The sequence below is a fragment of the Burkholderia sp. BCC1996 genome (genome assembly GCF_905339955.1).
GTDB lineage: Bacteria > Pseudomonadota > Gammaproteobacteria > Burkholderiales > Burkholderiaceae > Burkholderia.
In genome coordinates this window covers 371,910-396,824 of record NZ_CAJPHM010000002.1, presented here as the reverse complement: position 1 = coordinate 396,824, position 24,915 = coordinate 371,910, and the positions used below count along the sequence as shown (strand labels likewise).

Annotated in this window: 23 protein-coding genes; 12 read left to right on the top strand and 11 right to left on the bottom strand. The window is 68.3% G+C overall.

All coding sequences use genetic code 11. The annotated features are described in order from the left end of the window. Nucleotides 1-3 precede the first annotated feature (3 nt). The gene (locus U4Z64_RS03850) at nt 4-1,569 is read right to left on the bottom strand and encodes an NAD(P)/FAD-dependent oxidoreductase (RefSeq protein ID WP_321819282.1); all 1,566 of its coding nucleotides are present in this window, start codon (nt 1,567-1,569) and stop codon (nt 4-6) included. Then, nucleotides 1,566-2,468: an SDR family NAD(P)-dependent oxidoreductase gene (locus U4Z64_RS03845; protein WP_124489838.1), complete on the bottom strand. Its 903-nt coding sequence runs from the start codon at nt 2,466-2,468 to the stop codon at nt 1,566-1,568. Before U4Z64_RS03845 ends, U4Z64_RS03850 begins: the two co-directional genes overlap by 4 nt. 88 nt (nt 2,469-2,556) lie before the next feature. On the opposite strand from U4Z64_RS03845, the gene U4Z64_RS03840 reads away from it, so the two are divergent. Further along, nucleotides 2,557-3,213, top strand: a complete 657-nt coding sequence (locus tag U4Z64_RS03840) for a TetR/AcrR family transcriptional regulator (protein ID WP_321819281.1) — start codon at nt 2,557-2,559, stop codon at nt 3,211-3,213. 171 nt (nt 3,214-3,384) lie between these two features. On the opposite strand, the gene U4Z64_RS03835 is transcribed toward U4Z64_RS03840, so the two are convergent. Next, complete coding sequence (locus U4Z64_RS03835; RefSeq protein ID WP_321819280.1) at nt 3,385-4,338, bottom strand: LysR family transcriptional regulator; 954 nt, start codon at nt 4,336-4,338, stop codon at nt 3,385-3,387. A 126-nt stretch (nt 4,339-4,464) separates the two neighbouring features. On the opposite strand from U4Z64_RS03835, the gene U4Z64_RS03830 reads away from it, so the two are divergent. The 6 genes from U4Z64_RS03830 to U4Z64_RS03805 all read left to right on the top strand — a co-directional run bounded on the left by U4Z64_RS03830 (nt 4,465) and on the right by U4Z64_RS03805 (nt 12,453). Next, a complete protein-coding gene (locus tag U4Z64_RS03830) occupies nt 4,465-5,109 on the top strand; it encodes a glutathione S-transferase family protein (RefSeq protein ID WP_044848107.1) in 645 nt (214 codons plus the stop codon). 32 nt (nt 5,110-5,141) lie between these two features. Next, nucleotides 5,142-7,337: a pyridoxamine 5'-phosphate oxidase family protein gene (locus U4Z64_RS03825; RefSeq protein WP_321819279.1), complete on the top strand. Its 2,196-nt coding sequence runs from the start codon at nt 5,142-5,144 to the stop codon at nt 7,335-7,337. A 123-nt stretch (nt 7,338-7,460) separates the two neighbouring features. After that, nucleotides 7,461-7,664 carry a DUF2970 domain-containing protein gene (locus tag U4Z64_RS03820; protein ID WP_021164122.1) on the top strand — a complete coding sequence of 68 codons (204 nt, stop codon included), beginning with the start codon at nt 7,461-7,463 and terminating at the stop codon, nt 7,662-7,664. A gap of 617 nt (nt 7,665-8,281) precedes the next feature. Continuing rightward, nucleotides 8,282-10,513 carry a TonB-dependent siderophore receptor gene (locus U4Z64_RS03815; RefSeq protein WP_321819278.1) on the top strand — a complete coding sequence of 744 codons (2,232 nt, stop codon included), beginning with the start codon at nt 8,282-8,284 and terminating at the stop codon, nt 10,511-10,513. Between the two features lie 59 nt (nt 10,514-10,572). Then, complete coding sequence (gene pnuC, locus U4Z64_RS03810; protein ID WP_044848104.1) at nt 10,573-11,184, top strand: nicotinamide riboside transporter PnuC; 612 nt, start codon at nt 10,573-10,575, stop codon at nt 11,182-11,184. 60 nt (nt 11,185-11,244) lie between these two features. Then, nucleotides 11,245-12,453 carry a phosphotransferase enzyme family protein gene (locus U4Z64_RS03805; protein WP_321819277.1) on the top strand — a complete coding sequence of 403 codons (1,209 nt, stop codon included), beginning with the start codon at nt 11,245-11,247 and terminating at the stop codon, nt 12,451-12,453. A 164-nt stretch (nt 12,454-12,617) separates the two neighbouring features. Here U4Z64_RS03805 and U4Z64_RS03800 read toward each other — a convergent pair whose 3' ends face one another. Then, entirely contained in the window at nt 12,618-12,908 is a 291-nt protein-coding gene (locus U4Z64_RS03800; protein ID WP_321819276.1) for a DUF4148 domain-containing protein, read from the bottom strand. A 456-nt stretch (nt 12,909-13,364) separates the two neighbouring features. On the opposite strand from U4Z64_RS03800, the gene U4Z64_RS03795 reads away from it, so the two are divergent. After that, nucleotides 13,365-13,793 carry a VOC family protein gene (locus tag U4Z64_RS03795; protein WP_124520339.1) on the top strand — a complete coding sequence of 143 codons (429 nt, stop codon included), beginning with the start codon at nt 13,365-13,367 and terminating at the stop codon, nt 13,791-13,793. Between the two features lie 459 nt (nt 13,794-14,252). Here the strand turns inward: U4Z64_RS03795 and U4Z64_RS03790 are convergent, their stop codons facing one another. Beyond that, the gene (locus tag U4Z64_RS03790) at nt 14,253-15,548 is read right to left on the bottom strand and encodes an O-acetylhomoserine aminocarboxypropyltransferase/cysteine synthase family protein (protein WP_321819275.1); all 1,296 of its coding nucleotides are present in this window, start codon (nt 15,546-15,548) and stop codon (nt 14,253-14,255) included. A gap of 133 nt (nt 15,549-15,681) precedes the next feature. Here U4Z64_RS03790 and U4Z64_RS03785 point away from each other — a divergent pair, with 133 nt between their 5' ends. Continuing rightward, nucleotides 15,682-16,350, top strand: a complete 669-nt coding sequence (locus tag U4Z64_RS03785) for an O-methyltransferase (protein ID WP_044848099.1) — start codon at nt 15,682-15,684, stop codon at nt 16,348-16,350. A gap of 110 nt (nt 16,351-16,460) precedes the next feature. Here the strand turns inward: U4Z64_RS03785 and U4Z64_RS03780 are convergent, their stop codons facing one another. The 3 genes from U4Z64_RS03780 to U4Z64_RS03770 form a co-directional block, all read right to left on the bottom strand. After that, a complete protein-coding gene (locus tag U4Z64_RS03780) occupies nt 16,461-17,684 on the bottom strand; it encodes an RtcB family protein (protein WP_321819274.1) in 1,224 nt (407 codons plus the stop codon). 197 nt (nt 17,685-17,881) lie between these two features. Next, a complete protein-coding gene (locus tag U4Z64_RS03775) occupies nt 17,882-18,643 on the bottom strand; it encodes a class I SAM-dependent methyltransferase (RefSeq protein ID WP_321819273.1) in 762 nt (253 codons plus the stop codon). A 12-nt stretch (nt 18,644-18,655) separates the two neighbouring features. Then, nucleotides 18,656-19,282 carry a LysE family translocator gene (locus tag U4Z64_RS03770; RefSeq protein ID WP_044848096.1) on the bottom strand — a complete coding sequence of 209 codons (627 nt, stop codon included), beginning with the start codon at nt 19,280-19,282 and terminating at the stop codon, nt 18,656-18,658. A 171-nt stretch (nt 19,283-19,453) separates the two neighbouring features. On the opposite strand from U4Z64_RS03770, the gene U4Z64_RS03765 reads away from it, so the two are divergent. The 3 genes from U4Z64_RS03765 (at nt 19,454) to U4Z64_RS03755 (ending at nt 21,898) form a co-directional block, all read left to right on the top strand. Beyond that, the gene (locus U4Z64_RS03765; RefSeq protein WP_124528898.1) at nt 19,454-20,254 is read left to right on the top strand and encodes an AraC family transcriptional regulator; all 801 of its coding nucleotides are present in this window, start codon (nt 19,454-19,456) and stop codon (nt 20,252-20,254) included. Between the two features lie 123 nt (nt 20,255-20,377). Next, nucleotides 20,378-20,797, top strand: a complete 420-nt coding sequence (locus tag U4Z64_RS03760) for an ATP--cob(I)alamin adenosyltransferase (protein ID WP_124528896.1) — start codon at nt 20,378-20,380, stop codon at nt 20,795-20,797. A 99-nt stretch (nt 20,798-20,896) separates the two neighbouring features. After that, a complete protein-coding gene (locus U4Z64_RS03755) occupies nt 20,897-21,898 on the top strand; it encodes a LysR family transcriptional regulator (protein ID WP_321819272.1) in 1,002 nt (333 codons plus the stop codon). Nucleotides 21,899-21,928: 30 nt separating this feature from the next. Here U4Z64_RS03755 and U4Z64_RS03750 read toward each other — a convergent pair whose 3' ends face one another. The 3 genes from U4Z64_RS03750 to U4Z64_RS03740 form a co-directional block, all read right to left on the bottom strand. Continuing rightward, a complete protein-coding gene (locus U4Z64_RS03750; RefSeq protein ID WP_321819271.1) occupies nt 21,929-23,200 on the bottom strand; it encodes a HipA domain-containing protein in 1,272 nt (423 codons plus the stop codon). Further along, complete coding sequence (locus U4Z64_RS03745) at nt 23,197-23,709, bottom strand: helix-turn-helix transcriptional regulator (protein ID WP_321819270.1); 513 nt, start codon at nt 23,707-23,709, stop codon at nt 23,197-23,199. Before U4Z64_RS03745 ends, U4Z64_RS03750 begins: the two co-directional genes overlap by 4 nt. A 248-nt stretch (nt 23,710-23,957) precedes the next feature. Beyond that, the gene (locus U4Z64_RS03740) at nt 23,958-24,866 is read right to left on the bottom strand and encodes a LysR substrate-binding domain-containing protein (RefSeq protein WP_321819269.1); all 909 of its coding nucleotides are present in this window, start codon (nt 24,864-24,866) and stop codon (nt 23,958-23,960) included. Nucleotides 24,867-24,915: the final 49 nt, after the last annotated feature.

Genomic DNA, 24,915 nt, shown 5'->3' with positions numbered 1-24,915 from the left:
GCCTCAACGGGTTTCGAGTACGGGTTCGGCGACCGGCGCGGCGGCCGGGCCGGCTTTCGCGCGGCGTTCGAACTGCATGGCCGAATCGGCGAGCCCGCTGAACTTCAGCGACGCGAGATCGAGCACGTAGTTCTGGTGGAACTTCCACGGCTTGCGGTGCCCCTGCTTCGGCAGGATGCCGGCCGCGCGCTGGATGTAGCCCGAGCTCAGGTTCACCGCCGGCACGTCGCCGAGGTCACCGGCGCCGAGCCGCGGCACGCAGGTGTCGTAGCCGTTCGCGCGCATGTGGTTGAGCAGCCGGCACACGTAGCGCGCGATCAGCTCGGCCTTCAGCGTCCACGACGCGTTCGTGTAACCGAACGACGACGCGAGGTTCGGCACGTCGCTGTACATCATTCCTTTGTAGGACACGGTCTGCGGCAAATCGACCGCGCGGCCGTCGACCGTGACGCGCGCGCCGCCGAGCAGCTTCACCTTCAGCCCGGTCGCGGTGACGATCACGTCCGCGTCGAGCTGCTGGCCGCTTTTCAGCTTCAGGCCGGTCGGCGTGAAGCGCTCGATCTCGTCGGTGACGATCGATGCGCGGCCCGCGCGGATCGACTTGAACAGGTCGCCGTTCGGCACGAGGCACACGCGCTGGTCCCACGGCATGTAGCGCGGCGTCAGGTGCTTCGCGACGTCGAAATCGGGGCCGAGCTGCCTGCCGGCCGCGCGGATGATGAACCGCTTCGTCCGCTCGGGCTTGCGGCGCGACACGTTGTACAGGTACATCGTCAGCAGTACGTTCTTCATGCGCACGAGCCGGTGCGCGAGCCGCGACGGCAGCACGCGGCGCAACGCGTTCGCGACCTTGTCGCGGGCGGGCAGCGACACGATGTAGGTCGGCGAGCGCTGCAGCATCGTCACGTGTTTCGCATCGGCCGCCATCGACGGCACCAGCGTGACGGCCGTCGCGCCGCTGCCGATCACGACGACGCGCCGGTTCGCGTACGACAGGTCCTTCGGCCATTGCTGCGGATGCACGATCCGGCCTTCGAACGATTCCATGCCGGCCCAGTCGGGCAGGTAGCCGCCGTCGTAGTCGTAATAGCCGCTGCACATGTAGAGGAAGCGGCACGTGTAGACCAGCGTGTCGAGCGCGCCGTCCCGCATGCGCTCGATGCGCACCGTCCAGCGTGCGCGGTTCGAATCCCAGTCGGCCGCGACCACTTTCTGGCCGTAGCGGATCGTCTTGTCGATGCCGTACGCGCGCGCGGTGTCGCGGATATAGTCGAGGATCGTCTGGCCGTCCGAGATCGCCTTGTCGCTGTGCCACGGGCGGAAGCTGTAGCCGAGCGTGAACATGTCGGAGTCCGAACGGACGCCGGGATAGCGGAACAGGTCCCAGGTGCCGCCGATCGCGTCGCGCGCCTCGACGATCGCGACGCTCGCATGTGGGCAGCGCTTTTTCAGGTGATAGGCGGCGCCGATGCCGGACAGGCCGGCGCCGACGATCAGCACGTCGAGGTCACGGGCGTCGCCCGAGGCGGACGGCGCGTCGCGCCGGTCGGTCGTCGTCGTCGAGGTCATGCGGGATCCTTGGTCGGTGTGGTCGGCCGCGCGGCGGGGGCGCGGGTGCGCTCGAGATTGCGTGCGCGGGCGCGGCGCACGTGGCGCAGCACCAACCGCTGGTAGCCGGCGCCGAGCAGGCGCGCGAGCTTGTCGAGGCGGCGCGCGTCGGCGCCGACCAGCACGCGGCGCGCATTGCGCTCGACGCCGGCGAGAATCTGCCGCGCGGCGTCGTCGGCCGTCGTCGCGTTGATCAGGCGGTTCGCCTGGCGGCGGTGGGTCGCTTCGTCCTGGCCCGTGAGCGCGTGGATGCTGGTGTCGACGCGGCTCGCGTCGACGATGTTGGTCGCGACGCCGCCCGGATGCACGCAGGTCGCGCTGACCGGCGCGCCGTCGAGTTCGAGTTCCATCCGCAGCGCCTCGGTGAAGCCGCGCACCGCGAACTTGGTCGCGTTGTACGCGCTCTGCGTCGGCATCGCGACGAGCCCGAACAGGCTCGACGTGTTGATCACGTGCCCGTCGCCCGACGCGCGCAGGTGCGGCAGGAACGCCTGCGTGCCATGCACGACGCCCCAGAAGTTGATGCCGACGATCCATTCGAGATCGGCGATGCGCGCAGTCTCGGCGCTCGCGGCCAGCGACACGCCCGCGTTGTTGAAGACCAGGTTGACCTTGCCGTGTTCGGCGCGCACGAAATCGGCCCACGCGAACACCGCGTCGCGGTCGGCGACGTCGAGCCGCCGCGTGCTCGTGCGCACGCCGTGCTTCGCGCACGCGGCCGCGGTGGCGGCGAGCCCGACATCGTTGACGTCGGCGAGCGCCACCTCGCAGCCGCGCCGCGCGAGTTCGACCGCGAGGCTGCGGCCCATGCCCGAACCGGCACCCGTGATCGCGGCGACCTTGCCGGAAAACCCCTTCATGCGTCGTTCCTCCCGTTCCGCTTGCGCTGCGTCGGCGGCGTGCCTATTGTGGTGTTATTCGTCACCACTTTAGTTTTCGGGTGTCCTGATGTCAAATAGCGAAATGGAGAAAGCACTCGAAACGGAAAAACGGGGCCGGGCGTACGGCGGCGTGGCGCCCGAGGTGCGGGCCGCCGAGCGGCGCGATGCGTTGATCCGCGCGGCGACGCGCGTGTTCGGCACGGTCGGCTTCCGCAAGGCGACCGTGCGGTCGATCTGCCAGGAAGCGAAGCTCAACGACCGTTATTTCTATGCGGCGTTCGACAGCACCGAGGATCTGCTGCGCTGCACCTACCTGCATCACGCGCAGCAGCTGCACGACGCGGTCGCACGCGCGGTGGCCGAGCGCGGCGGCGATCTGCGCGAAAGCGTCGACGCGGGGCTCGCCGCATTCTTCGGCTTCCTGCGCGATCCATGCGCGGCGCGCGTGCTGCTGCTCGAGGTGATGGGCGTGAGCGCGGATACCGACATGACGTACCAGCGGATGCTGCTCGACTTCGGCAAGCTGATCATGGCGATCGGCGCGGCCCGCGAGGCCACGACACCCGCCGAGCGCACCGAGCAGCGGCTCATCGGGCTCGCGCTGGTCGGCGCGATGACGAACGTCGGCGCGGCGTGGCTGCTCACCGGGTATCGCGACCCGGAGGCTCAGATGGTCGCGAGTTGCAGGAAGGTGCTGCTGGGGACGTTGCGGGAAGCGGGGTAGGCGGTCGGGCGTGTGTATGTCGCGCGCCGTCGCGCGAACGCCGTGCGTAGCTGCAAGGCATTCGCGCAGGAATACGAACTCGCGTCGAGCCTGAATCAGAAGCGATTCAATACGCGAAGGTGCCGCACAAAGCGCTGCTACGCGAAGTTCATGTGATGCGCGGTTGCCCCTTCAATCGTCGGCGCGTCGCACCCGTGTCGCGCGCGCACGCGGCACGGCGGCCGTTGCCGCGATCCTTGCCTTCATCGCGTCGATGAACGCGCGCACCTTCGGCGACGGCAACCGCGTCGACGGATACACCGCATGGATCCCGGCCCGCGCCGAGCGCCACGCGGGCAGCAGCCGCACGAGCCGGCCGGCCGCGACGTCCTCCGCGATCGAGAAATCCGTCAGGAGCCCGAAGCCTCCACCCGCGAGCGCGATCGCACGGCAGGCCGTCGCGGTGTTCGACACGACCGGCGCGACGCAACGCACCGACGCATGGCCGCCGCGCGCGTGGTCGAGTTCGAGCGTATGCGGGCGCGACAGCGTCGACAGCATCACGAACGGCAGCGCGGCGAGCGCGTCCGGGTCGCGCGGCAGCCCGTGCCGCGCGACGAACGCGGGGCTCGCGACCAGCCATTTCTCGTACTCGCCGAGCTGCACCGCGCGATAGTTCGAATCCGCGAGGCGGCCGATGCGGATCGCGACGTCGAGATTGTCCGCGACGAGATCGGCGATGCGGTCGTTCGCGATCAGTTCGACGTCGAGCCGCGGATGCGCGTCGCGCAGCGCGACGACGGCCGGCGCGACGACCAGCGCGCCGTAGTCGATCGGCACGCTCACGCGCAGCGTGCCGCGCAGCGGCCCGGCGTCGGACGACACCGCGTCGAGCGCGCTTTCGGTCGCGCGCACGATGTCGCGGCACGCGTCGTAGAACGCGCGCCCCGCATCGGTCACGCTCAGCCGTCGCGTGGTGCGCACCAGCAGGTTCGCGCCGACTTCGGATTCGAGGCGCTGCATGTGTGTGCTGACGACCGTCTTCGCGAGGCCGAGCCGCTCGGCCGCGGCCGTCAGCGAGCCGGCGTCGACCACCGCGACGAAGATCGCCAGCCGGTTCAGGTTCACGTCGCGCAGATCGGCCATCGTCGATTGTCCTATGGAAGCGGATAATGTTTCAGCGATTATCCGTCTTCTGGCCGCGAACGGCGAGCGCTACGCTGGGGCCGTTCGTCGCCGATTCCCGGCGGCGCGAGATCCAGGAGCTTTCCCATGCCAGCCGCCAGCAAGCCCGCCCGTCCGGTTCGTGTCTATTCGTTCCCGCTGTCCGGGCACGCGCATCGCGTCCGGCTGTTCCTGTCGCTGCTCGGGCTGCCGTTCGAGACCGTCGACGTCGACCTCGCGGCCGGCGCGCAGCGCGAACCTGCGTTCCTCGCGCTCAATCCGCTCGGCCAGGTGCCGGTGATCGACGACGACGGCACCGTGCTCGCCGATTCGAACGCGATCCTCGTCTATCTCGCGAAGCGCTACGGCGACGCGCACTGGCTGCCCGACGATGCCGCCGGCGCGGCGACCGTGCAGCGCTGGCTGTCGTACGCGGCCGGGCCGATCGCAACGGGGCCGGCGGCCGCGCGGCTCGTCACCGTGTTCGGCGCGCCGCTCGATCATGACGCGGCCAAGCGCACGGCCGCGAAGGTGCTCGCCGTGATCGACCAGGAACTCGCCGGCAAGCCGTTCGCCGCGGGCGCGCAACCGACGATCGCCGACATCGCTGCCTACACGTACATCGCGCACGCGCCGGAAGGCGGCGTGTCGCTCGAACCGTATCCGCATGTGCGCGCGTGGCTCGCGCGCGTCGAGGCGCTGCCGGGCTTCGTCGCGATGCCGCCGACCCGCGCCGGCCTGCTCGCCGCCTGACGGCGAAGCCGCGATTTCACCGGGAGAACACGATGACCGCGCCGACTGCCGCCGTACCGGGCTGGGAACTGGATGTTGCGCCGTTTCATGCGGGCGAGCTGGCCATGCAGCAGCGCGCGGGCGTGACGCAGGCCGCTGACGCGGCCGGCCGGCGCGGCATCCGGCGCTTCATGCCGGACCAGCACCGCACGTTCTTCGCGCAGTTGCCGTTCTTCGTGCTCGGCGGCGTCGATCCGGACGGCCAGCCGTGGGCGACGCTGCGGGTCGGGATGCCTGGCTTCGTGACGACGCCGGACGCGCGCACGCTGCGCATCGACGGCGACGCGCTGCCCGGCGATCCGCTGGCCGGTGCATGGCAGCCCGGCGTGCCGCTCGGCGGGCTCGGGATCGAGTTCGACACGCGCCGGCGCAATCGCGTGAACGGCGTCGTGCGCGCGGTCGACGGCGGCGCGCTGACGATCGCGGTCGAGCAGAGCTTCGGCAACTGTGCGAAGTACATTCAGGGCCGCACGCCGACGTTCGTGCCGCGCGAAGGCGATGCGTCCATCGCGGCCGACGTGTCGGACCGGCTGAGCGACGCGGATCGCGCGCTGCTCGCGCAGGCCGATACGTTCTTCGTCGCGAGCGCGAACACGTCGGCGGATGCGGGTGCCGCACGCGGCGCGGATGTGTCGCATCGCGGCGGCATGCCGGGCTTCGTGCGCGTCGACGACGCGCACACGCTGACGACACCGGATTTCAGCGGCAACCGCTTCTTCAATACGCTCGGCAACCTGCAGCACGATCCGCGCGCGGGGCTGCTGTTCGTCGATTTCGACAGCGGTGACCTGCTGTATGTCGCTGCGCACGCGGAGATCGTATGGGACGGGCCGCTCGTCGCGTCGTTCGACGGCGCGCAGCGGGTCGTGCGGTTTCACGTGCGCGAAGTGCGGCGCACGCGGGGTGTGCTGCCGTTTCGGTGGTCGGCGGTTGAGCGGGCGCCGCAGTTTGCGGGGAAGGTGGGGGCGGCGAGCGTGGGTGGGGCGGGGGTGTCTGTCTCGCCGGCGGTATCGGCATCGGCGCGCGCGTTGGCACCTGCATCGGCATTTGCACAGGCACAGGCATCCGCGCCCGCATCTGAGTCAGCATCGACTTCGGGGTTTGCATTGCCTTCGGCGTCTGCATCGACATCGACGTCGGTGCCCACATCGGCATCCCCCTCCAGCTGGCGCCCGCTGCGCATCGCGAAGATCGTCGACGAAGCGCGCGCGATCCGCTCGTTTCATTTCGAAGCGGCGGACGGCGACGCGTTGCCGGCCTACGAAGCCGGGCAGCATCTGACACTGCGCGTCGCGCTGCCGGACGAAGATGCGCCGACGATCCGCAGCTACACGCTGTCCGATGCACCCGGCGCATCGCATTACCGGATCACCGTGAAGCGCGAAGGACGCGTATCGGCCTGGCTGCACGACCACGCGCGTGCCGGCATGACGCTCGATGCGCAGATGCCGCGCGGCCGCTTCACGTTCGACGTCGCGAGCCCGCGTCCGGCGGTGCTGGTGTCGGCCGGCATCGGCATCACGCCGATGATCGCGATGCTGCGCCGCGCGCTGGCCGACGACGCACCGTCGCGCCGCGTGGTGTTCGTGCACGGCGCGCGCGATACGGCCGACCGGCCGTTTGCAGCGGAACTGACGCGCATCGCGGACGCGGACCCGCGCGTATCGCTGCACTGGTTCGACAGCCGGCCGCAGCGCGACGGCGTGGCACGACCGGGCCGTGTCGACATCGCGCAACTGAAGCGCATCCTGCCGTTCGACGACTACGATTTCTACCTGCGCGGACCCGCCGCGTTCATGCGCGATATGTACGACGGATTGCGCGCGCTGAACGTGCCGGACGAGCGTATCCGCTTCGAGGCGTTCGGGCCGTCGAGCGTCGTGCGCAGCGCGACCCGCGCGGCCGGGGCGCCGCCGGCGGCAAGCGTGCCGGTCGTGTTCCGCCGTTCGGCACGCGACGCCGCATGGACGCCCGTCGACGGCACGCTGCTCGAATTCGCCGAAGGCCGGAGCGTCGCGGTGCCGTCCGAATGCCGGTCGGGGTCGTGCGGCACATGCGCGACGCGCGTGCTGTCCGGTGCGGTCGATTACGTGCAAGCGCCCGAAGCGCCGGTCGAACCGGGCTGTGCGCTGCTGTGCGTCGCGCGGCCCGCGACGGGCACCACGGAGGCGCTCGTGCTCGACCGCTGATGGACCCTGCGACACGCCGCCGCAGACGGCCTGCTGCGCGAAAAGCACGCGCAACTGCTTCTTTTTTCGAATGCCGGTCGGATCGACGATAGCGTCAACCGATTCGATGAAAGGAGCACAACCATGAAACTGCTCGGCATGATCAAGCTGGTCCTGTGGAGTTTCTTCGGCGTACGCAACAGCAAGGCGCACGCGGCCGATCTCGCGAACGTCAACTACACGTTGCTGCCGTTCGTGGCGATTGTGCTCGCGCTGCTGGTCGGCGCGGTCATCTACGGCGTCGTGCATCTGGTTGTCGATCCGACCGCGACGATGCAGGGGTTCTGAGCGTTGGGTGAACCGGCAGCGGGCCGTCATTCCCGCTCTGGTTTTCGCTCGTTCGACCGGCGCGTGACTGCACTGGTTGTCGAGGTCGCCGCGCGCGATGCGCATTGCGATCGCATCGCCGCCGCTGTCGCACCATTCGAAGCGTATTTCCCCCATCCCGCCGTTCCCGTCTCCCGTTCCACCCGATTCACCGGCCTTCAGCCCCGCCCGGGGTAAAATGCGCGCCACGCCGCGATGTCGCGCGCGACGGGCATGCCGCCGTTCCGACGAACGGCGTACGCAACTGCCCGGCGCCCGCAACCGGGGCGTTCGAAGCGTCCCCCGCATGACAAGACCGCGCGACGCAGCCGGCCGCCCGACATGCTCGCGATCCAGGATCGACGGCTGCGTCGGTGCCCGGCGCGTCACCGTCATCCGATGTCCCATCCTGCGCTTTCCCGATCGATCGGCACGCATGCTGCGCGATCGTCAGATTCGTCTGATGAATGTCGTGTCGACGTTCGTGCCCGGCGTCCGCCGGACCGTCGCGGATTCTTGCATGAGGTCGCGCTTCGCAGCGGCGCAAAGCGTTTCGAAGGTTTCGACAGGGTCGAGTGGCGAGTTTTCCATCCAGAACAATGACGGTGAATAGAACAACAGCGTCGCCCGCACGGCGGCGGCGCGCGAAGGCCGGGCTTGGCGTCGGTCTCGGTATCACGCTTTTCGCGGCGCAGGCCGCCGTGGCGCAGGGCGACGCGCCGGCGCCCGACGCCGGTGCGGCCGGCAGCACGACGCTGCCGGCGATCACGGTGAGCGGCGAGCGCGGCAACACGCTGCGCGCACGCACGGCGTCGGTCGCGGGGCTCGACGATGCGCCGCTGCGCGACACGCCGGCCTCCGTCAACGTCGTCACGCGGGCGCTGATCGACGACCAGCAGGCGAAGCGCTTGAGCGACGTGGTGCGCAACGACGCATCGGTCGTCAACGACTATGCGCCGGTCGGCTACTTCGAAGTCTTCGCGATCCGCGGCTTTCCGGTCGATCTCGCGAGCGCGATCCGGATCGACGGGCTGACGGTGTCCGGCGAGCAGAACGTGCCGCTCGAGAACAAGGAGCGCGTCGAGATCCTGAAGGGGCTGGCGGGCATCGACAGCGGCGTGGTCGCGCCGGGCGGCGTGATCAACTTCGTGACGAAGCGCTCCGCGAACGTCGCGAGCGTAACGGGCGGCGTCGACAGCCGCGGCTCGATGTCGGCGGCCGTCGATCTCGGCCGCCGCTTCGGCCCCGACAATCAGTTCGGTTTCCGGATCAACGCCGCGAAGGAGAACATGCACTCGTACATCGACGGCACCAACGGACGGCGTACGTTCGGCTCGATCGCCGCCGACTGGGACATCAGCCCGCGCGCGAGCCTGCAGTTCAACGCGGAATTCCAGCAGTGGATCCAGCGTTCCGCGCCCGGCTACCAGCTGCTCGGCGGCACCGTCGTGCCGTCGGTCAAGACGACGTCGAAGGCGCTCGGCACGCAGCCGTGGGCGAAGCCGGTGACGACCGATGCGCTGAACCTGAACGCGCGCTTCGACTACCAGTTCAACGACGACTGGAAGGCCTACGTCGCCGCCGGCCGCAGCCGCACGATGATCGACGACAACAGCGCGTTCGCGTACGGCTGCTATTACGCGGCGAGCTGCGCGGCCGGCACGACGTCGCCGTTCTTCTTCGGCGCGAACGGCGACTACGACGTGTACGACTTCCGCAGCCCGGGCGAATACCGCCGCAACGACGACCTGCGCGCGGTCACGACCGGCAAGTTCGCGACAGGCCCGCTGCGGCATGAGCTGACGCTCGGCGTGAGCGTGCAGCGCCGCGTCGTGCACATGGCGAATGCCGTGTACGACTACGTGGGCAGCGAGAACATCTATGGGCCCGACGTCGCGTTCGCACCGTCGCCGAACACGGCCGGGCCGTCGTATCCGCAGCTCGACGCGTGGCAGTACGGCGTGTTCGGGCTCGACCGCATCAGCATCGGCGAGCACTGGCAGGTGCTCGCGGGCGGTAAGGAAGTGCTGCTGCGCCAGCGCAGCTGGAGCAGCCTCGACGGCGACGCGACGCACACCGACCGCTCGGTGTTCCTGCCGCAGGTCGCGCTCGTCTACAAGCCGGTGAACGTGCTGTCGCTGTACGCGTCGTACAGCAAGGCGCTGTCGCTCGGCGACCAGGCGCCGGTGCGCGCGACCAACGCGTATGCGTTCCTGCCGCCGGTCGAATCGCACCAGTTCGAGCTCGGCGCGAAATACGACTGGCTCGACCGGCTGAGCCTCACGGCCGCCGTGTTCTCGATCAGCAAGCCGTTCCAGTTCGCCGACCCCGATGCGTCGGGCACGAGCTATACGTTCGTGCAGCGCGGCACGCAGCGCCACCAGGGGATCGAGCTTGGCGCGGCCGGGCGCGTGACCGAGCGGCTCGGGCTGACGGCCAGCGTCGCGGCGATTCGCGCGCGCGCGTACGATTCGGGTTCGCCGGCGTACGAGGGGCACCAGATCATCAACGTGCCGGCGCTGCGCGCATCGCTGTATGCGGACTACGCGGTGCCGGGCGTTGCCGGTCTGAACGTGCTCGGCGGCGTCGAGTACAGCGCGGCGCGCAACGCGAACGAAGAGGGCACCGCGCGCGTGCCGTCGTGGTTCGTGTTCAATCTCGGCGCGCGCTATACGACGAAGATCGCGGGCCATCGCACGGTGCTGCGCGTGTCGGTGGACAACCTGTTCAACAAGTTCTACTGGCGCGACGCGGGCGAGCAGCAGGGCGACGCGTACCTGTTCCCGGGTGCACCGCGCACCGCGCGCGTGTCGTTGACCTATGATTTCTGATCGTCCGGACCCGGCCGCGTGATGCGCGGCCCCGGCAGCCAACCAGGAGAGCACAGACGATGTCCCCACTCGAAATCGCCGGCGTGATCGTCAGCGCGCTCGCGATCTGGCTGACCGCGAAGCGGCGCATGCTGTGCTGGCCGGTCGGGCTCGCGTCGGTCGCGCTGTACGGCTGGATCTTCTTCGATGCGAAGCTGTATTCCGACATGCTGTTGCAGGGCGCGTTCGCGGTGCTGCAGGTGTACGGCTGGCGCCGCTGGATTGCGCAGCGTACGCTCGAGGCGGGCGGCGGCGCGGCGCCGCAAGGCGACGTCGCGCCCGTCACCGGCGTGCGGCCGCGGCAGATGCTGCCGGACCTGATCGCGGCCGTCGTCGGCAGCGCGCTGCTCGGCGGGATGATGGCGCGCTGGACCGATGCGGCGCTGCCGTTCGTCGATGCGTCGCTGACCGCGTTCAGCCTCGTCGCGCAATACTGGACCGCGCGGCGCTACATCGCGTCGTGGGGGCTGTGGATCGTCGTGAACGTCGTGTACGTCGGGATGTTCGTGTTCAAGGCGCTGTATCTGACGGCCGGGCTCTACGCGCTGTTCATCGCGCTCGCCGTCGTCGGCTGGCGCGACTGGAGCCGGACGGCGAACGCGTTGCGCGCGACGGCGAGCCCGGCGGGCTGATTCAAGGGCTGATTCACGAGCCGATTCACGGGCTGATTCAACTACGGAGCGACGTCGTTCATGTCATTTCCACTCGAGCCGGACGCGCCTGCATCGCGTGACGTCACCGACATGCGGGACGTCGCGCCGCCGCAATTCGGCGTCGACGGCGAGCAGGCCGAACGCGACTGGCCGCTGATGACGCACGACGAAGTCGCGGGCGTGCTTGCGCGGATCGATGGCGTCGGCGCGCCGGCACGGCTTACGTGGCACAGCCCGCGGCCGTTCTCCGCGGCGGTGCTGGTGCACACGACCGACGCGCGCGCGCTGTTCGTCAAGCGTCATCACGCGAGCCTGCGCGACGTCGCCGGGCTCGAGGAGGAGCATCGCTTCATCGCGCATCTGCGCGATCGCGGTGTGCCGGTCGCGGACGTGCTCGCTGGTCGCGACGGCGCGACCGCGTTCGCATCCGGCGACTGGACCTATGAAGTGCACGTGGTGGCGCCAGGTGTGGATGCGTATCGCGGCGTGATGTCGTGGCAGCCGTTCACGCATCCTTCGCATGCGTACGCGGCAGGCCGCGCGCTGGCCGAACTGCATCGCGCGTCGGCCGGCTACGATGCGCCGGCGCGGCCCGTGCGCACGCTGCTGTCGAGTTTCCGGGTGCTGTCGTCCGCCGATCTTCCCGGTGCGCTCGAACGCTGGGTCGATGCACAGCCGCTGCTGGTGCGCGCGCTTGGCACGCGCGACTGGCGCGGCGATGTCGCGGACGCGATCGGCCCGTACCACGCGCGCCTCGTGCCGCTGCTGCCCGCGCTGGCGCCGCTGTGGACACACGGCGACTGGCATGCGTCGAATCTGCTGTGGACGGACGCCGCGCCCGGCGCGCAGGTGCGGACCGTGCTCGATTTCGGCCTGTCGGATCGCACGTGCGCCGTCATGGATCTCGCGCTCGCGATCGAACGCAACGCGATCGACTGGATGGCGCCGGCCGATGCACGTCGCGTCGAGCATGAACAGATCGGCGCGCTGCTCGACGGCTACGAATCGCTCGAACCGCTGAGCGACGACGCGTATGCGGCGCTGGTCGCGATGCTGCCGATCGTGCATACCGAATTCGCGCTGTCGGAAGTCGCGTATTTCGGCTGCATCGTCAATGCACCGGATATCGTCGATGTTGCGTACGACGGTTATCTGATCGGGCATGCGCGATGGTTCGGCGAACGCGACGGACGGCAGTTGCTCGACTGGCTGGTGCAACGCCGGCGTGCGAAGCGGGGCAACTCGTAAGGTTGCGTTGCGGACACTATCCAGCCGGCAGTGTCGTCTGCCCGAACTTCACCTTCCTGCGGTGCTGCGATCGCACCGCACGGCGCGGCCGCACGTTCGCCGCGATCCGGCGGCGCGCGGCACGCCGCCGGCGATCGCCGGGCAGCACCCACGCCTGACTCGCATCAGCGCGTCGCGAGGCTGTCGTGATTGTCGGCCTGGGGCGACTTCTCGCCGGCATGCACCGACATCCCGTGAAGTTCCTTGTTGCGCGCGATGATCTCGCTGGTCGGCGGGTACTGCGTCTTGCTCGTCGGCACGACGCCGTCGTGCTGCGCCTGCTTGAGTTCGTCGATGACTTCCGCGCGGGTCTTGCCCTGCGTTTGAGTGTGCGTTTGCGCGAAGGCGGCTTGCGAGGCGACGCCGAGCGACAGCGTGGCGGTGACGAACAGGGCTGCGAGTCTTGCCGTTTTCATGAAGCTCTCCTTGATGAGGCCGCCGGGTGGCGATCCATGAGCCCAGTATGCGAAAGCCGCCGAGCGTGACCGTGATCGGCAGATGACAAATGCGTCAGATTGCGGGGCCGAGGGGCGTGACGTGCGGGTCTGGCCGACGTGATGCAATCGTCGCGGGTCATGCATGCGATGAGCGGGAAGCGGAGCATGTCGCCTGCCGACGCCCGAAGCCGGAACCGTCGGATCGTCCGCGCCGAAGGCCGTGCGCGATGCGGTGCCCACCGGCCTGATGCCCGGCGAACAGATCGACCATGCGGGGCATCGATGCGGCAATCCGAACTTCTACGTGAACACGCATCCGTGCCTGTTCCCGAAGCGCAACGTCACGCCGTGATGCAGTCATATCCCCGCGCCACATGCGCGGCTGTCGACTATAGTTATGCACGAACAGCACCCATCCACGTCGAAGGCGGGCAAATGATCGATCACGTTTACATCTCAGTCACCGACATCGAGAAGTCGCTGATCTTCTACTCCGAAGCCTTGAAGCCACTCGGCTGGAGCGTATTCGGCAACTACGACTCCGCGAATGGCCCGGCGAGCGTCCCCGATCTCTACGGCATCGGCGACGATGTGTACGGCAAGGGAGAGGGGGTTGGATCAAGCATCTGGCTACGCAAACGTCAGCCAGGCGAGACCGGGCTTTACCTGGGGATCGTCTGCGATACGAACGAACTCGTCGACGCTGCCTACGCAGCCGCAATCAAGGCCGGCGGCATCGATGAGGGAAGACCGGCGGATCGTACCTACTTCGCCCCCGGCTACTACGCCGCCAACGTCGCCGACCTCGACGGCAACCGTCTCGAGTTCGTACACAAGGCGTGGAACCCCAAGCGACGCTCATAGCAATCCAATGGATGCCCGGGGGTCGTCGCGGGTCGTATCGCTTTGAACGATCCCGCACCGGATAGATGGCTGCTTCGCGAACGTGCGGTTGGCCGAACCGGATCGGCGAGCCCGGTCCACGGAATTCCGCAAAGAAGAAAAAAGGCCCGGCACTCGCAGTGTCCGGGCCAACGCGTGATCGTGCCGTGCGACAGCGATACGCTTGCGTGGTTCGCAACGGGCATCACCCGTCACGCATTCGATGGTATGCGACGCGATCCATCGCGAACCTGATCGGAAGATGAAGTTTTCGTCACGCGCGTATCGGTGTGCGGTCGATATTCCGATCAGAAGCAATGGCGCAGCCCGAGATTGACGATCCCTCGCGTAGCCGTAGGCGCCGATGCGGGTGCTGCGCCCCCCGGCATCGACCGGCGATTGAACACCTTGAAGCGGGCGTGTCGGCACGCCCGCTTCGGCTCACAGCTGCGCGAGCGCCTGGTCGAGGTCGGCGAGCAGGTCGTCGATGTGCTCGATGCCGATCGACAGCCGTACCGTTTCCTCCTTCACGCCGGCCTTCGCGAGCTCGGCCGGCGACAGCTGGCGGTGCGTCGTCGAGGCCGGATGCGTCGCGAGCGACTTCGTGTCGCCGATGTTGACGAGCCGCGTGAACAGTTTCAGCGCGTCCTGGAACTTCGCGCCGCCGTCGCGTCCGCCCTTCACGCCGAACGTCAGGATGCCGGGCGCGCGGCCCGACAGGTAGCGCGCGACGAGCGCATGATCGGGGTGATCGGGCAGCCCCGCGTAGTTCACCCATTCGACGTGTTCATGGCGCGCGAGATGCTGCGCGATCTTCAGCGCGTTGTCGCTGATGCGCTCGATGCGCAGCGCGAGCGTCTCGATGCCTTGCAGGATCTGGAACGCGTTGAACGGCGAGATCGCCGCGCCCATGTTGCGCAGCGGCACGACGCGCGCGCGGCCGATATATGCGGCCGGCCCGAACGCTTCGGTGTAGACGACACCGTGATAGCTGACGTCGGGCTCGTTGAGCCGCTTGAAGCGGTCCGCGTGCTGCGCCCACGGGAACTTGCCCGAATCGACGATCGCGCCGCCGAGGCTCGTGCCGTGGCCGCCGAGATACTTCGTCAGCGAGTGCACGACGATGTCCGCGCCGTGTTCGAACGGACGCAGCAGGTACGGCGACGGCACCGTGTTGTCCACGATCAGCGGGATACCGTGGCGATGCGCGACTTCCGCGAGCGCGGCGATGTCGGTCACGTTGCCGAGCGGATTGCCGACCGATTCCGCGAAGATCGCCTTCGTGCGCGCGTCGATCAGCGGCTCGAACGACGCGGGGTCGCGCGGATCGGCGAGGCGCGTCGTGATGCCGTATTGCGGCAGCGTATGCGCGAACAGGTTGTAGGTGCCGCCGTACAGCGAACTGGCGGACACGATGTTGTCGCCGGCTTCCGCGATCGTCTGGATCGCGTACGTGACGGCCGCCTGGCCCGACGCCAGCGCCAGCGCGCCGATGCCGCCCTCGAGCGCGGCGATCCGCTGTTCGAGCACGTCGGTCGTCGGGTTCATGATCCGCGTGTAGATGTTGCCCTGGACCTTCAGGTCGAACAGGTCTGCGCCGTGCTGCGTGTCGTCGAATGCGTACGCAACGGTTTGGTAGATCGGCACCGCGACCGCGCGCGTGGTCGGGTCGGGTCGATAGCCGCCGTGCACGGCGATGGTTTCGAGGCGCCAGTTCGAAGAGGCCTGATCGGTCATGAGTGCTCCATCTGTTGTTGTCGTGGTCGAGCGATTATAGGAGCAGGTGCGCTGCCGTCCTTAGAACGAATGGTTTGTTGCTTATGGAGCCGCCGCGCATAGAATGGGTTTTTCCTCGGATGAAGGGTGCGCGATGGACCAGGATCAGTGGAACAAGGTGGATGCGTATTTCTCCGCGACGCTCGTGCCGACCGACGACGCGCTCGACGCCGCGCTCGCGGCGAGCGACGCGGCCGGGCTGCCCGCGATCAACGTCGCGCCGAACCAGGGCAAGCTGCTGCAGCTGCTCGCGACGATTCGCGGCGCACGGCGCATCCTCGAAGTCGGCACGCTCGGCGGCTACAGCACGATCTGGCTCGCGCGCGCGTTGCCGCCGGACGGCCGGCTCGTGACGCTCGAACTGAACCCCGATCACGCGAAGGTCGCGACGCGGAACATCGCGCGCGCCGGGTTCGCGGATGTCGTGTCGGTGGTGGTCGGCAGCGCGAAGGACAGCCTCGCGCGGCTCGTCGATGCGGGCGAGGCGCCGTTCGACTTCATCTTCATCGACGCGGACAAGGACAACAACGCCGCTTATCTGGACGCCGCGCTGAAACTGTCGCGGCCCGGCACGGTGATCGTCGTCGACAACGTCGTGCGGGGCGGGCGCGTGGCCGATCCGGACAACCGTGAGCCGGACGTCGTCGGCGTGCGCGACGGGTTCGCGCGGATCGTCGCCGAGCCGAACCTCACGACGACCGCCTTGCAAACGGTCGGGCTGAAGGGCTGGGACGGGTTTTCGATCTCGATCGTCGGCGCGTGACTTGAAGGTGGCGCATCACCGCGGTCGTCGGCCGCACCGGACGTGCGATACGGTCGCGGCCACGGATCTTTCATCGAGCGCGGCCGCCCGGCCTTCGGCCGCGCGCCGCGCTATCCTTTCACGCACACCACCTGACGCAGCGTGTGCACCACTTCGACGAGGCTGCGCTGCGCCGCCATCACCGCATCGATGTCCTTGTAGGCCATCGGAATTTCGTCGACGACACCCGCGTCCTTCCGGCATTCGACGCCGCGCGTCGCCTTGACCTGGTCGTCGACCGTGAAGCGGCGCTTCGCTTCGGTCCGGCTCATCGCGCGGCCGGCGCCGTGGCTGCACGAACAGAAGCTCTCCGGATTGCCGAGCCCGCGCACGATGAAGCTTTTCGCGCCCATCGAGCCCGGAATGATGCCGAGCTGTCCCTTCTGCGCGGATACGGCTCCCTTGCGCGTGACAAGCACGTCCTCGCCGAAGTGGCGTTCGCGCTGCACGTAGTTGTGGTGGCAGTTCACCGCGTGCTCGTCGACCGCGAACGGCTTCGCGATCACGCCGCGCGCCGCGCCGATCACCGCATCCATCATCGCCTGCCGGTTGCGGCGCGCGTAGTCCTGCGCCCAGCCCACTGCTTCGACGTAATCGTCGAAGTGCCGGCTGCCCTCGGTGAAATACGCGAGGTTGCGATCCGGCAGGTTCGCGATGTGCTGCCGCATGTCGGCCTGCGCGAGTTCGATGAACAGGCTGCCGATCGCGTTGCCGACGCCGCGCGAGCCGCTGTGCAGCATGAACCACACGCGATCCGCTTCGTCGATGCACACCTCGATGAAGTGGTTGCCCGTGCCGAGCGTGCCCAGATGCGCGTAGTGGTTCGTCTTCTCCAGCTTCGGATACTTGCCGACGATCCGCTGAAAGCCCGGCAGCAGCGACTTCCACGACTCGGTCACGGCGGCCGGCGTGCGATCGCCCCATGCGCCGGGATCGCGGCGCCCCGGCGCGCGGCCGTGCGGCACCGCGCGTTCGATCGCGCTGCGCAGCCCGCCGAGTGCGTCCGGCAGGTCCGCTGCCGTGAGCGTCGTGCGCGCGGCCATCATCCCGCAGCCGATGTCGACGCCGACCGCGGCCGGGATGATCGCGCCCTTCGTTGGGATCACGCTGCCGATCGTCGAGCCCTTGCCGAGGTGGACGTCCGGCATCACCGCAACGTGCTTGAAGATGAACGGCATCTGTGCGGTGTTGCGCAACTGCGCGCGCGCGTCGTCCTCGACCGCGACGCCTTGTGTCCACATCTTCACCGGCTTGCCGTTCGCCAGTTCCATCACCTGAAAATCATCGTTACTCATTTGCTTCACCTTCGATCGCCCCTTCAGTCGTGCGGCGCAAGCTCTTCAAAGCATGATGCTTCCATCTATTCTTGTCGTTTTCTTCACTGGCTGCCGGCCGACGTGTGTTGGCCGAATCGGGGTACGACGCGACCGGGTCGGACTCGATTCGCGGATGCTCGCTGCGCGGTAGCCGCGCGTGAACGATGTTTCACCATTCATGCGCGGCAGATCGCGATGATCTCCGCACTGGCCGCGTCGTCGAACGGCGCACCGTTCCAGTCTCCGCACCAGTCGGCGGACGAGAAGCCGGCGGCCGCGACACGCGCCTGCAGGTCGGCTTGCGCGATGAAGCGCAGCCGGCTCGCGTTCTTCACTTGCGTATCGTCGCGATGAAACCGATAGACCGAGTCGAACGACACGATCGGACCGTCGACCGCGGTCACCGCATGGTGGAGTTCGACGCTGCCGAATTCGGGCGAATCGATGCGGGTGGCCGACGCCGCCGGAGTCCAGCCAAGCCACGGCTCGACACGCGGATTGCGGGTCTCGAACAGGAAGCGCCCGCCGTCGGCCAGCACGCGCCGCGCGCCGCACAGCGTCGCATCGATCTCCGCGTCGGTCAGCAGGCACTGGAACGCGTGCCCGGTCATCACGACGGCATCGAACGGCGCGCCGGGCGGCAGGCCGCCGAGATCGCACGCGAGCCAGCGCACCGCGCCGGCGCCCGGCTGGCGTCGCGCATGGTCGATCATCGCGGGTGCGGGGTCGATCGCGACGACGTCGTGTCCGGCCGCCGCAAGCCGACGCGCGAACGTGCCGGTGCCGCAGCCGAGATCGAGAATCCGTTGCCGCGCGGTGCCGAGGCGCGATGCGTAGAACGCGAAGTCGCGGTCCCCCGCGTTGAACCGGTCGTAGACCGCGACGAGACGCGGATCGGTATAGAGGATTTCGCCGGCAGCCGCCGCGTCGGACGTCACGCGAAACCCGCGTCAGCGCTGCTGCACCGCGACGCGCAGCCCGAGCGCGATGAAGATCGAGCCGATGATTTTTCCCTGCCAGCGCGTGAGCCACGCAAGCCGCTTCACGACGCGGCCGAGCGGACGGATCGAGCATGCGATCAGCGTCGTATAGAGCGAGCTGAGCACGACGAAGATCAGCCCGAGCACCGCGAACTGCACGAACGTCGAGCCGCGTTCCGGATGCACGAACTGCGGCATGAACGCGAGGAAGAACAGCGCGGTCTTCGGGTTCAGCACTTCGGCGGGAATCGCCTGCAGGTACGCCGTCAGCGGCGTGACGGGCGGCACCTTCGGCAGCGACGGATCGGACGGCCCGTCGAGCAGCGCGCGCACGCCGAGGTAGATGAGGTAAGCCGCGCCGACCAGCTTCACGACGTTGAACGCGAGCGCCGACGTCATCAGCAGCGCCGACAGCCCGACGGCGGCAAACAGCGTATGCACGAAGTCGCCGCTCGCGACGCCGAGGCCGGTCAGGATGCCGGTCTTGCGGCCGCCCTGCACGGTGCGGCTCAGCACGAGCAGCACGGCGGGGCCCGGGATCAGGAACAGGCCCAGGACGACGGCGGTGAAGGTGGCCAGCGTGGTCAGGTCGAACATGGCGGCTCCGGCAAGGTTGGCGAGGCGGCGAGGGATCGACGCATTGTATTCGGATCGGCGCGCGTCTGCCGACGCCGGCCGGGAACCGCGCGGCCGCGCCGGCGCCTTTCTGGTATAAGCACGAAAGGCTGCGCGGGCACGCCGTCCGGCAGCTTTCGACACCATCGCTCCATGCGCGACCTGCCACCCGTTACCGACCCCGCTGCCGACGCCGACGTCTATCACGTGCCGCGTCCGCTCGTCGTGTTCGGCGGCTCGGTCGTCGAACCCGAATGGCGGCTCGAACGGCACAGCCATCCGCAGGCGCAACTGCTGTACACGCTGAGCGGCGTCATTTATTGCGAGATCGACGGCGGCGTGTGGAGCGCGCCGCCGCAATGCACGGTGTGGATTCCGGGCGGCGTCACGCATTCGGCGCGCGGTTCGGCCGGCGCGACGTTCTACGCGGTGCTGGTCGAGCCCGATGCGGCGCCCGGCCTGCCGGCGCGCTGCTGCACGCTGGGCATGTCGCCGCTGTTGCGCGAACTGCTGCTGAAGGCCGCGAGCTTCCCGAGCCTGTACGACGTCGACGGTCCGCAGGGGCGGCTGATGGCGACGCTGCTCGACGAACTCGTCGCGGCGCCGGTCGAGGACCTGTATCTGCCGATGCCGGCCGATCGCCGGCTGCGCAGGCTGATCGATCACCTGCTCGACGACCCGGCCGACAAGTCGCCGCTGCCCGAACTCGCGCGCCGCGCCGGCGTCAGCGAGCGCAGCCTCACGCGGCTTGCCGCGAAGGAACTCGGCATGAGCCTCGGCGACTGGCGCCGGCGGCTGCACGTCGCGCTGTCGCTGCGGATGCTGACGGCGGGCCGCCGCGTGCACCAGATCGCGATCGACCTCGGCTACGAGAGCGCGAGCAGCTTCGTGACGATGTTCCGCAAGGCGACCGGCAAGTCGCCGACCCAATACCTGACCGACCGGCAGCGCTGACCGTGCCGTGCCAGGTCGGCACGCTCGCGCTTGGCCGGATCGAACAAGCGGTTGGCCGGCACGAGAAATGACGGGACGGGCGTCGATCTCTAACATGAGAATCATTCTCATCTGGAGGCCGACATGCAGATCGTCACGACTGAATTCCCGTTGGTGTGGTTGCGTTACGCGCGTTCGCCGTCGAGCGATCCCGCGCACCTGCTGGCCGAGCTCGACGCGTTGCTCGCGCGCCGCGAACGTTTCGTGTTCCTGACCGACGATGCCCCGTCCGGCGACGATCGCGATGCGCAGGATCACGAGATGCGCAAGCAGCTCGCGAAATGGAGCAAGGCGAATCGCGCGCAATCGCGCGAATGGATTCCCGCGATGATCGCGGTCGAGCCCGACGCGCAGCGGCGCGCTGCGCTCGATGCGTTCTCGGCCGCGTTCGAGAAGGTCTGGGGTTATCCGTTGAACGCGGCGGCGAATCGTGACGAGGCGCTCGCGCTGGCACGGCAGCTGCTCGCCGCGCCGGCCCGCGCGGCCGCGGCCACGCGCGACTGAACCGGTCGCCGCGCCGGCGGCGCGGCTCGCTCACTGACAGGCATGCGCCGCGTCGCGTTCGCGCGCGATGCGTGATGCCGTATTCCGCGGGAGTTTCCGGTGGACAATCCGATTCGCGCGATGCGCATCTTCACGCGCATCGTCGAGATGAACAGCTTTACGCGCGCGGCGCACTCGCTCGGCATTTCGCGCGCGACCGCGACGCGCACCGTGCAGGAACTCGAGGCGGCGCTCGGCATGCCGTTGCTGGTGCGCACGACGCGCGCGCTGCGGGCGACGCCGGAAGGCGACGCGTATTACCGGCGGTGCCAGCGCATCACCGCGGACGTCGACGAACTCGAAGCGAGCCTGCGCAACGCGGCGCGGCATCCGAGCGGGCCGCTGCGCGTCGAGTTGCCGGGCGCGGTGGCGGACGCGATCGTGCTGCCGGCGCTTGGCGCGTTCCATGCGCGCCATCCGGAACTCGTGCTGATGCTGGGCGTGTCCGGACGCGCGGCCGACCTGATCGGCGATGCGGTCGACTGCAGCATCCGGCTTGGCGCGCTGCCCGATTCGTCGCTGGTTGCGCGCCCGCTCGGCGCACTCGAGCGTGTGACCTGCGCGAGCCCCGCGTATCTCGAGCGCTGCGGCGTGCCGCGTTCGCTCGATGCGCTCGCCGGGCATCGCGCGGTCAACGGCGCGTTCGCGTCGGCCCAGCGCACGGCCGAACTCGAATTCGCGATCGATGGCGCGGTGCGCAAGATCCGGCTCGACGGCATCGTCAGCGTCGACGACGAGCAGGCGTACCTGGCTTGCGGCGTGCATGGCCTCGGGTTGATCCAGCCGCCGCGTGTCGTCGCGCAGCCGCTGATCGACGCGGGACATTTGCAGGAAGTGCTGCCGCGGTGGCGGCCGGGCGCGGTTTCGGTGTCGGCCGTCTATGCGAAGCGCCGGCACGTGTCGCCGGGCGTGCGCGCGTTCGTCGACTGGATCGCGGAGCGTTTCGAGGATGCCGCGCAGGACCGGGCCGGTGTGAGCGTGCCTGGGGCAGCGCTGCGGCAGATGGCGGCGACGGCGATCGCCGCGTGCGAGCCAGACGGGAGGCTGGCGGCAGCGGCGTGACAGCGGGGCGTCGAATGAATGAACGGGGGCTCAGGTGCTTGCGAGGCGAAACGCGTCGGCCATGCGCTCCTGTTCCCGGGCAGAAAGCGCGAGTCGTGTCGCGAGCGTGCGCCATTGGCCGACGACGCCGCGGAAATCATCGATGATCTCGTCGGCATCCTTCAGGCTCAGCCGGAAGTATTCACATACCTCGCGAGCGAGTTCGAGGTTCAGCGCGTTGTCCGCTTCCGTGATGTTGAGCTTGAGACCATCCGCTACGGCGACGGGATTCATATCGTAGGCCGCGGAGAGTCGCCAGCCCGCAGCCGGTTCGAGCATGAATCCGTGATTGCGAAGATGGTCGTCGGTATTCGAGACGAGTAGGTTGAAGACGATCCGGGCCCATAGTTCGCGCAGGTCGGCATTCGGTTGCGCGCCATGTCGCATGAGAACTTCCGCCAGTTCCAGGTAGCTGACACCGGTCGATGCATCGTCGCCGTCGACATGGCCGGTCATCGTCATGGCCGAGGCAAAATGCAGCCGGCGTCCGTCAGCAGTCCGATCGAAGCGTCGCACCAGGAAGCAGTGGTAATCGCTGGCGAATTTTCGCGCTTCGGCGTGGGCGACGTTCAGGCCACAGCCGACCGCCAGCGCATTGACGACCATTTCCCAGCCGCCTACGTCGTAGTCGTCCCGTGCGCTCGGGAACTTGGCGATATACAGGTGCCCGCGGTCGTCGGCTACGCTGGCTTTCGGTCTGGCGCCACCGAGCGAGCCGCCGGGTGCGATGAGCATCGATAGCCAATCGCGACCGTCCGGGGCGATATTGTCGACGTCTTCCTCCAGTGCCCGACTGGCTTGCTCCAGTTCGCGAATCTCCGCAAACGGCGGCGCGGCGAGATCGATGCGGTCATCGAGAAATTCTCCGGTGTCGTCGAGCTTGTAGCGCAATGCGCCGACTCGATAGAGGTCGTGGACGCCGAGCAGGTAGTCCGACTCATGGAGTCGCGTGCCCTTCGGCCGGAGACCTGCGCGAACGTCACGCTCCAGTCGGCGATCCATCAGCATGCGGCCCCATCGATCGGGGCTCGAATCGGCGAACGCGCCGAACGCGTGCCGCGGCGGCACCGGATATTGCGGTCCTTCGAAGAGGCCGATCCCGGGGTCGAGTTGCACGCCGGCGAACTCGGGTGCATCCAGCGCAACCGCGTCGTACTGGAATTCGAACCGTTCGCTGGCACGTGTCTGTCGACTGTGCAGAAGACCGAGTTTTCGGGGAGCGGGCAGGCCGTCCCAGTCTGCATAGACGGAGATGGTCGTCATTTCCTGGTCGCCCCTCCGTGTCGCTTGCCCACGGGTTTCAGCAATGCGGTGAGATCCGCGGCGGTCGTGCCGCGATTCTCGTCAGGCACTGCGTGACCGAATGCCGTCGTCGCCGTTCCGTCGGCTTGGGCGGTGGGAGAAACGCTCGCGCGAGCGCGCTTGCCGGACGTGTGCAGCGCTGCCGCGGCCGGTGTCGAAGCCACTTGCTTCGAGCGCCGCGGCGTGGCGAGTCGGGCGTCCTGAAGCTGGCGGCCGAGCGGGTCCGCGGCGGCCAGCTTTTCCAGATCACCCTGGAGCCCGAGCGTCTGCATGACGGAAAGATAGGCCCCCATCGTTACCCCCGAACTGCCCGCCTCGAGTGAGCGAAGCGTCATCGGCGACATGCCCGCGCGTTCCGCGACCTGCTTGGCCGTCAGCTTTCGGCGCAGGCGCGCCAACTTCAGCCGCTCGCCGAAGTCGACAAGCAGCCGACTGGATGCCGGCAAGAGCGGGGCAGTCTTCTTGGCCATGGTCGGAGCTAATATTTCAGCGCTTTTTGTGGAATAACGCCAAAATAATAGCACTTTGGCTTGAGGCAAGCGGCATCCCGATAGTGTCTCATGGATCAAAGTGTAAATATTTTGGCGTTTTTTATGAAAAATAGCCGAAATATTTGCATTGTGACGACCGGCCGGTTCAACGCCGCATGCGGTTTGCGCGGGACGTCCGGTGCCTCCTCGCCCTGCAGCGTGCGTCAGCGCCTTCCGCCCGCCTCCCGTCACCCACCCAGCTCCCCCGCCAGAAAATCCACGAACGCCCGTATCCGCGCGGACATCTGATGCCGCTGCGCATACACCGCGTAGATATCCGCGCTCGGCGTTTCGTAGTCGGGCAGCACGACGACGAGGCGCCCGTCGGCCAGATAGTCGCGGATATCCCACTCGGCGCGCATCAGGATGCCGTGCCCGTCGAGCGCCCATTTCACCGCGATCTCGCCGTCGTTCGTCGTCAGGTTGCCGTTGATCCGCACGGCTTCCGTGTTGCGCGCCGCGCCGCGTCCGCTCGCCAGCCGCCAGATCCCGTAGCCTTCGTCGCCTTGCCGGATGCCGATGCAGTTGTGCCGCGTCAGCTCGTGCGGCGTGCCCGGCGTGCCGTGCCGCGCGAGATACGCGGGCGCCGCGCACAGCAGCCGGCGGTTCAGCGCGAGCCGTCGCGCGACGACGCGCGTATCGGGCGGCTCGCCGAAGCGGATGCACACGTCGAACGCGTCGTCGGTGAGCGGCGGCGGCATCACCGACAGTTGCAACTGCACCGACACTTCCGGAAAACGCGCGACGAAGCGCGAGATCGCCGGGCCGACGTGGCTGCGCCCGAAGCCGAGCGTCGCGTTCACGCGCAGCAGCCCCTTCGGCCGCTGCCGCGCGCTGCCGAGCAGTTCGCCCAGTTCGTCCATCTGATCGAGGATCCGGCGCGCGTAGTCGAGATACACGTCGCCCTCGGGCGTCAGCATCATGCGCCGCGTCGTGCGGTTGACGAGCGTCACGCCCGCGCGCCGCTCCATCTGCGTGAGCCGCTTGCTGACGGCCGCCGCGGTCAGCCCGAGCTCGCGCGCGGCCGCGCTCAGGCTGCCCGCCGCGGCCAGCGTCGAGAAGAAGCCGAGATCGGCCGGCTGGACGGTATCCGCCATGACGGGATTCATGAATTGAAGTTAAAGATGCTTTGAGTATAGCCCCGGT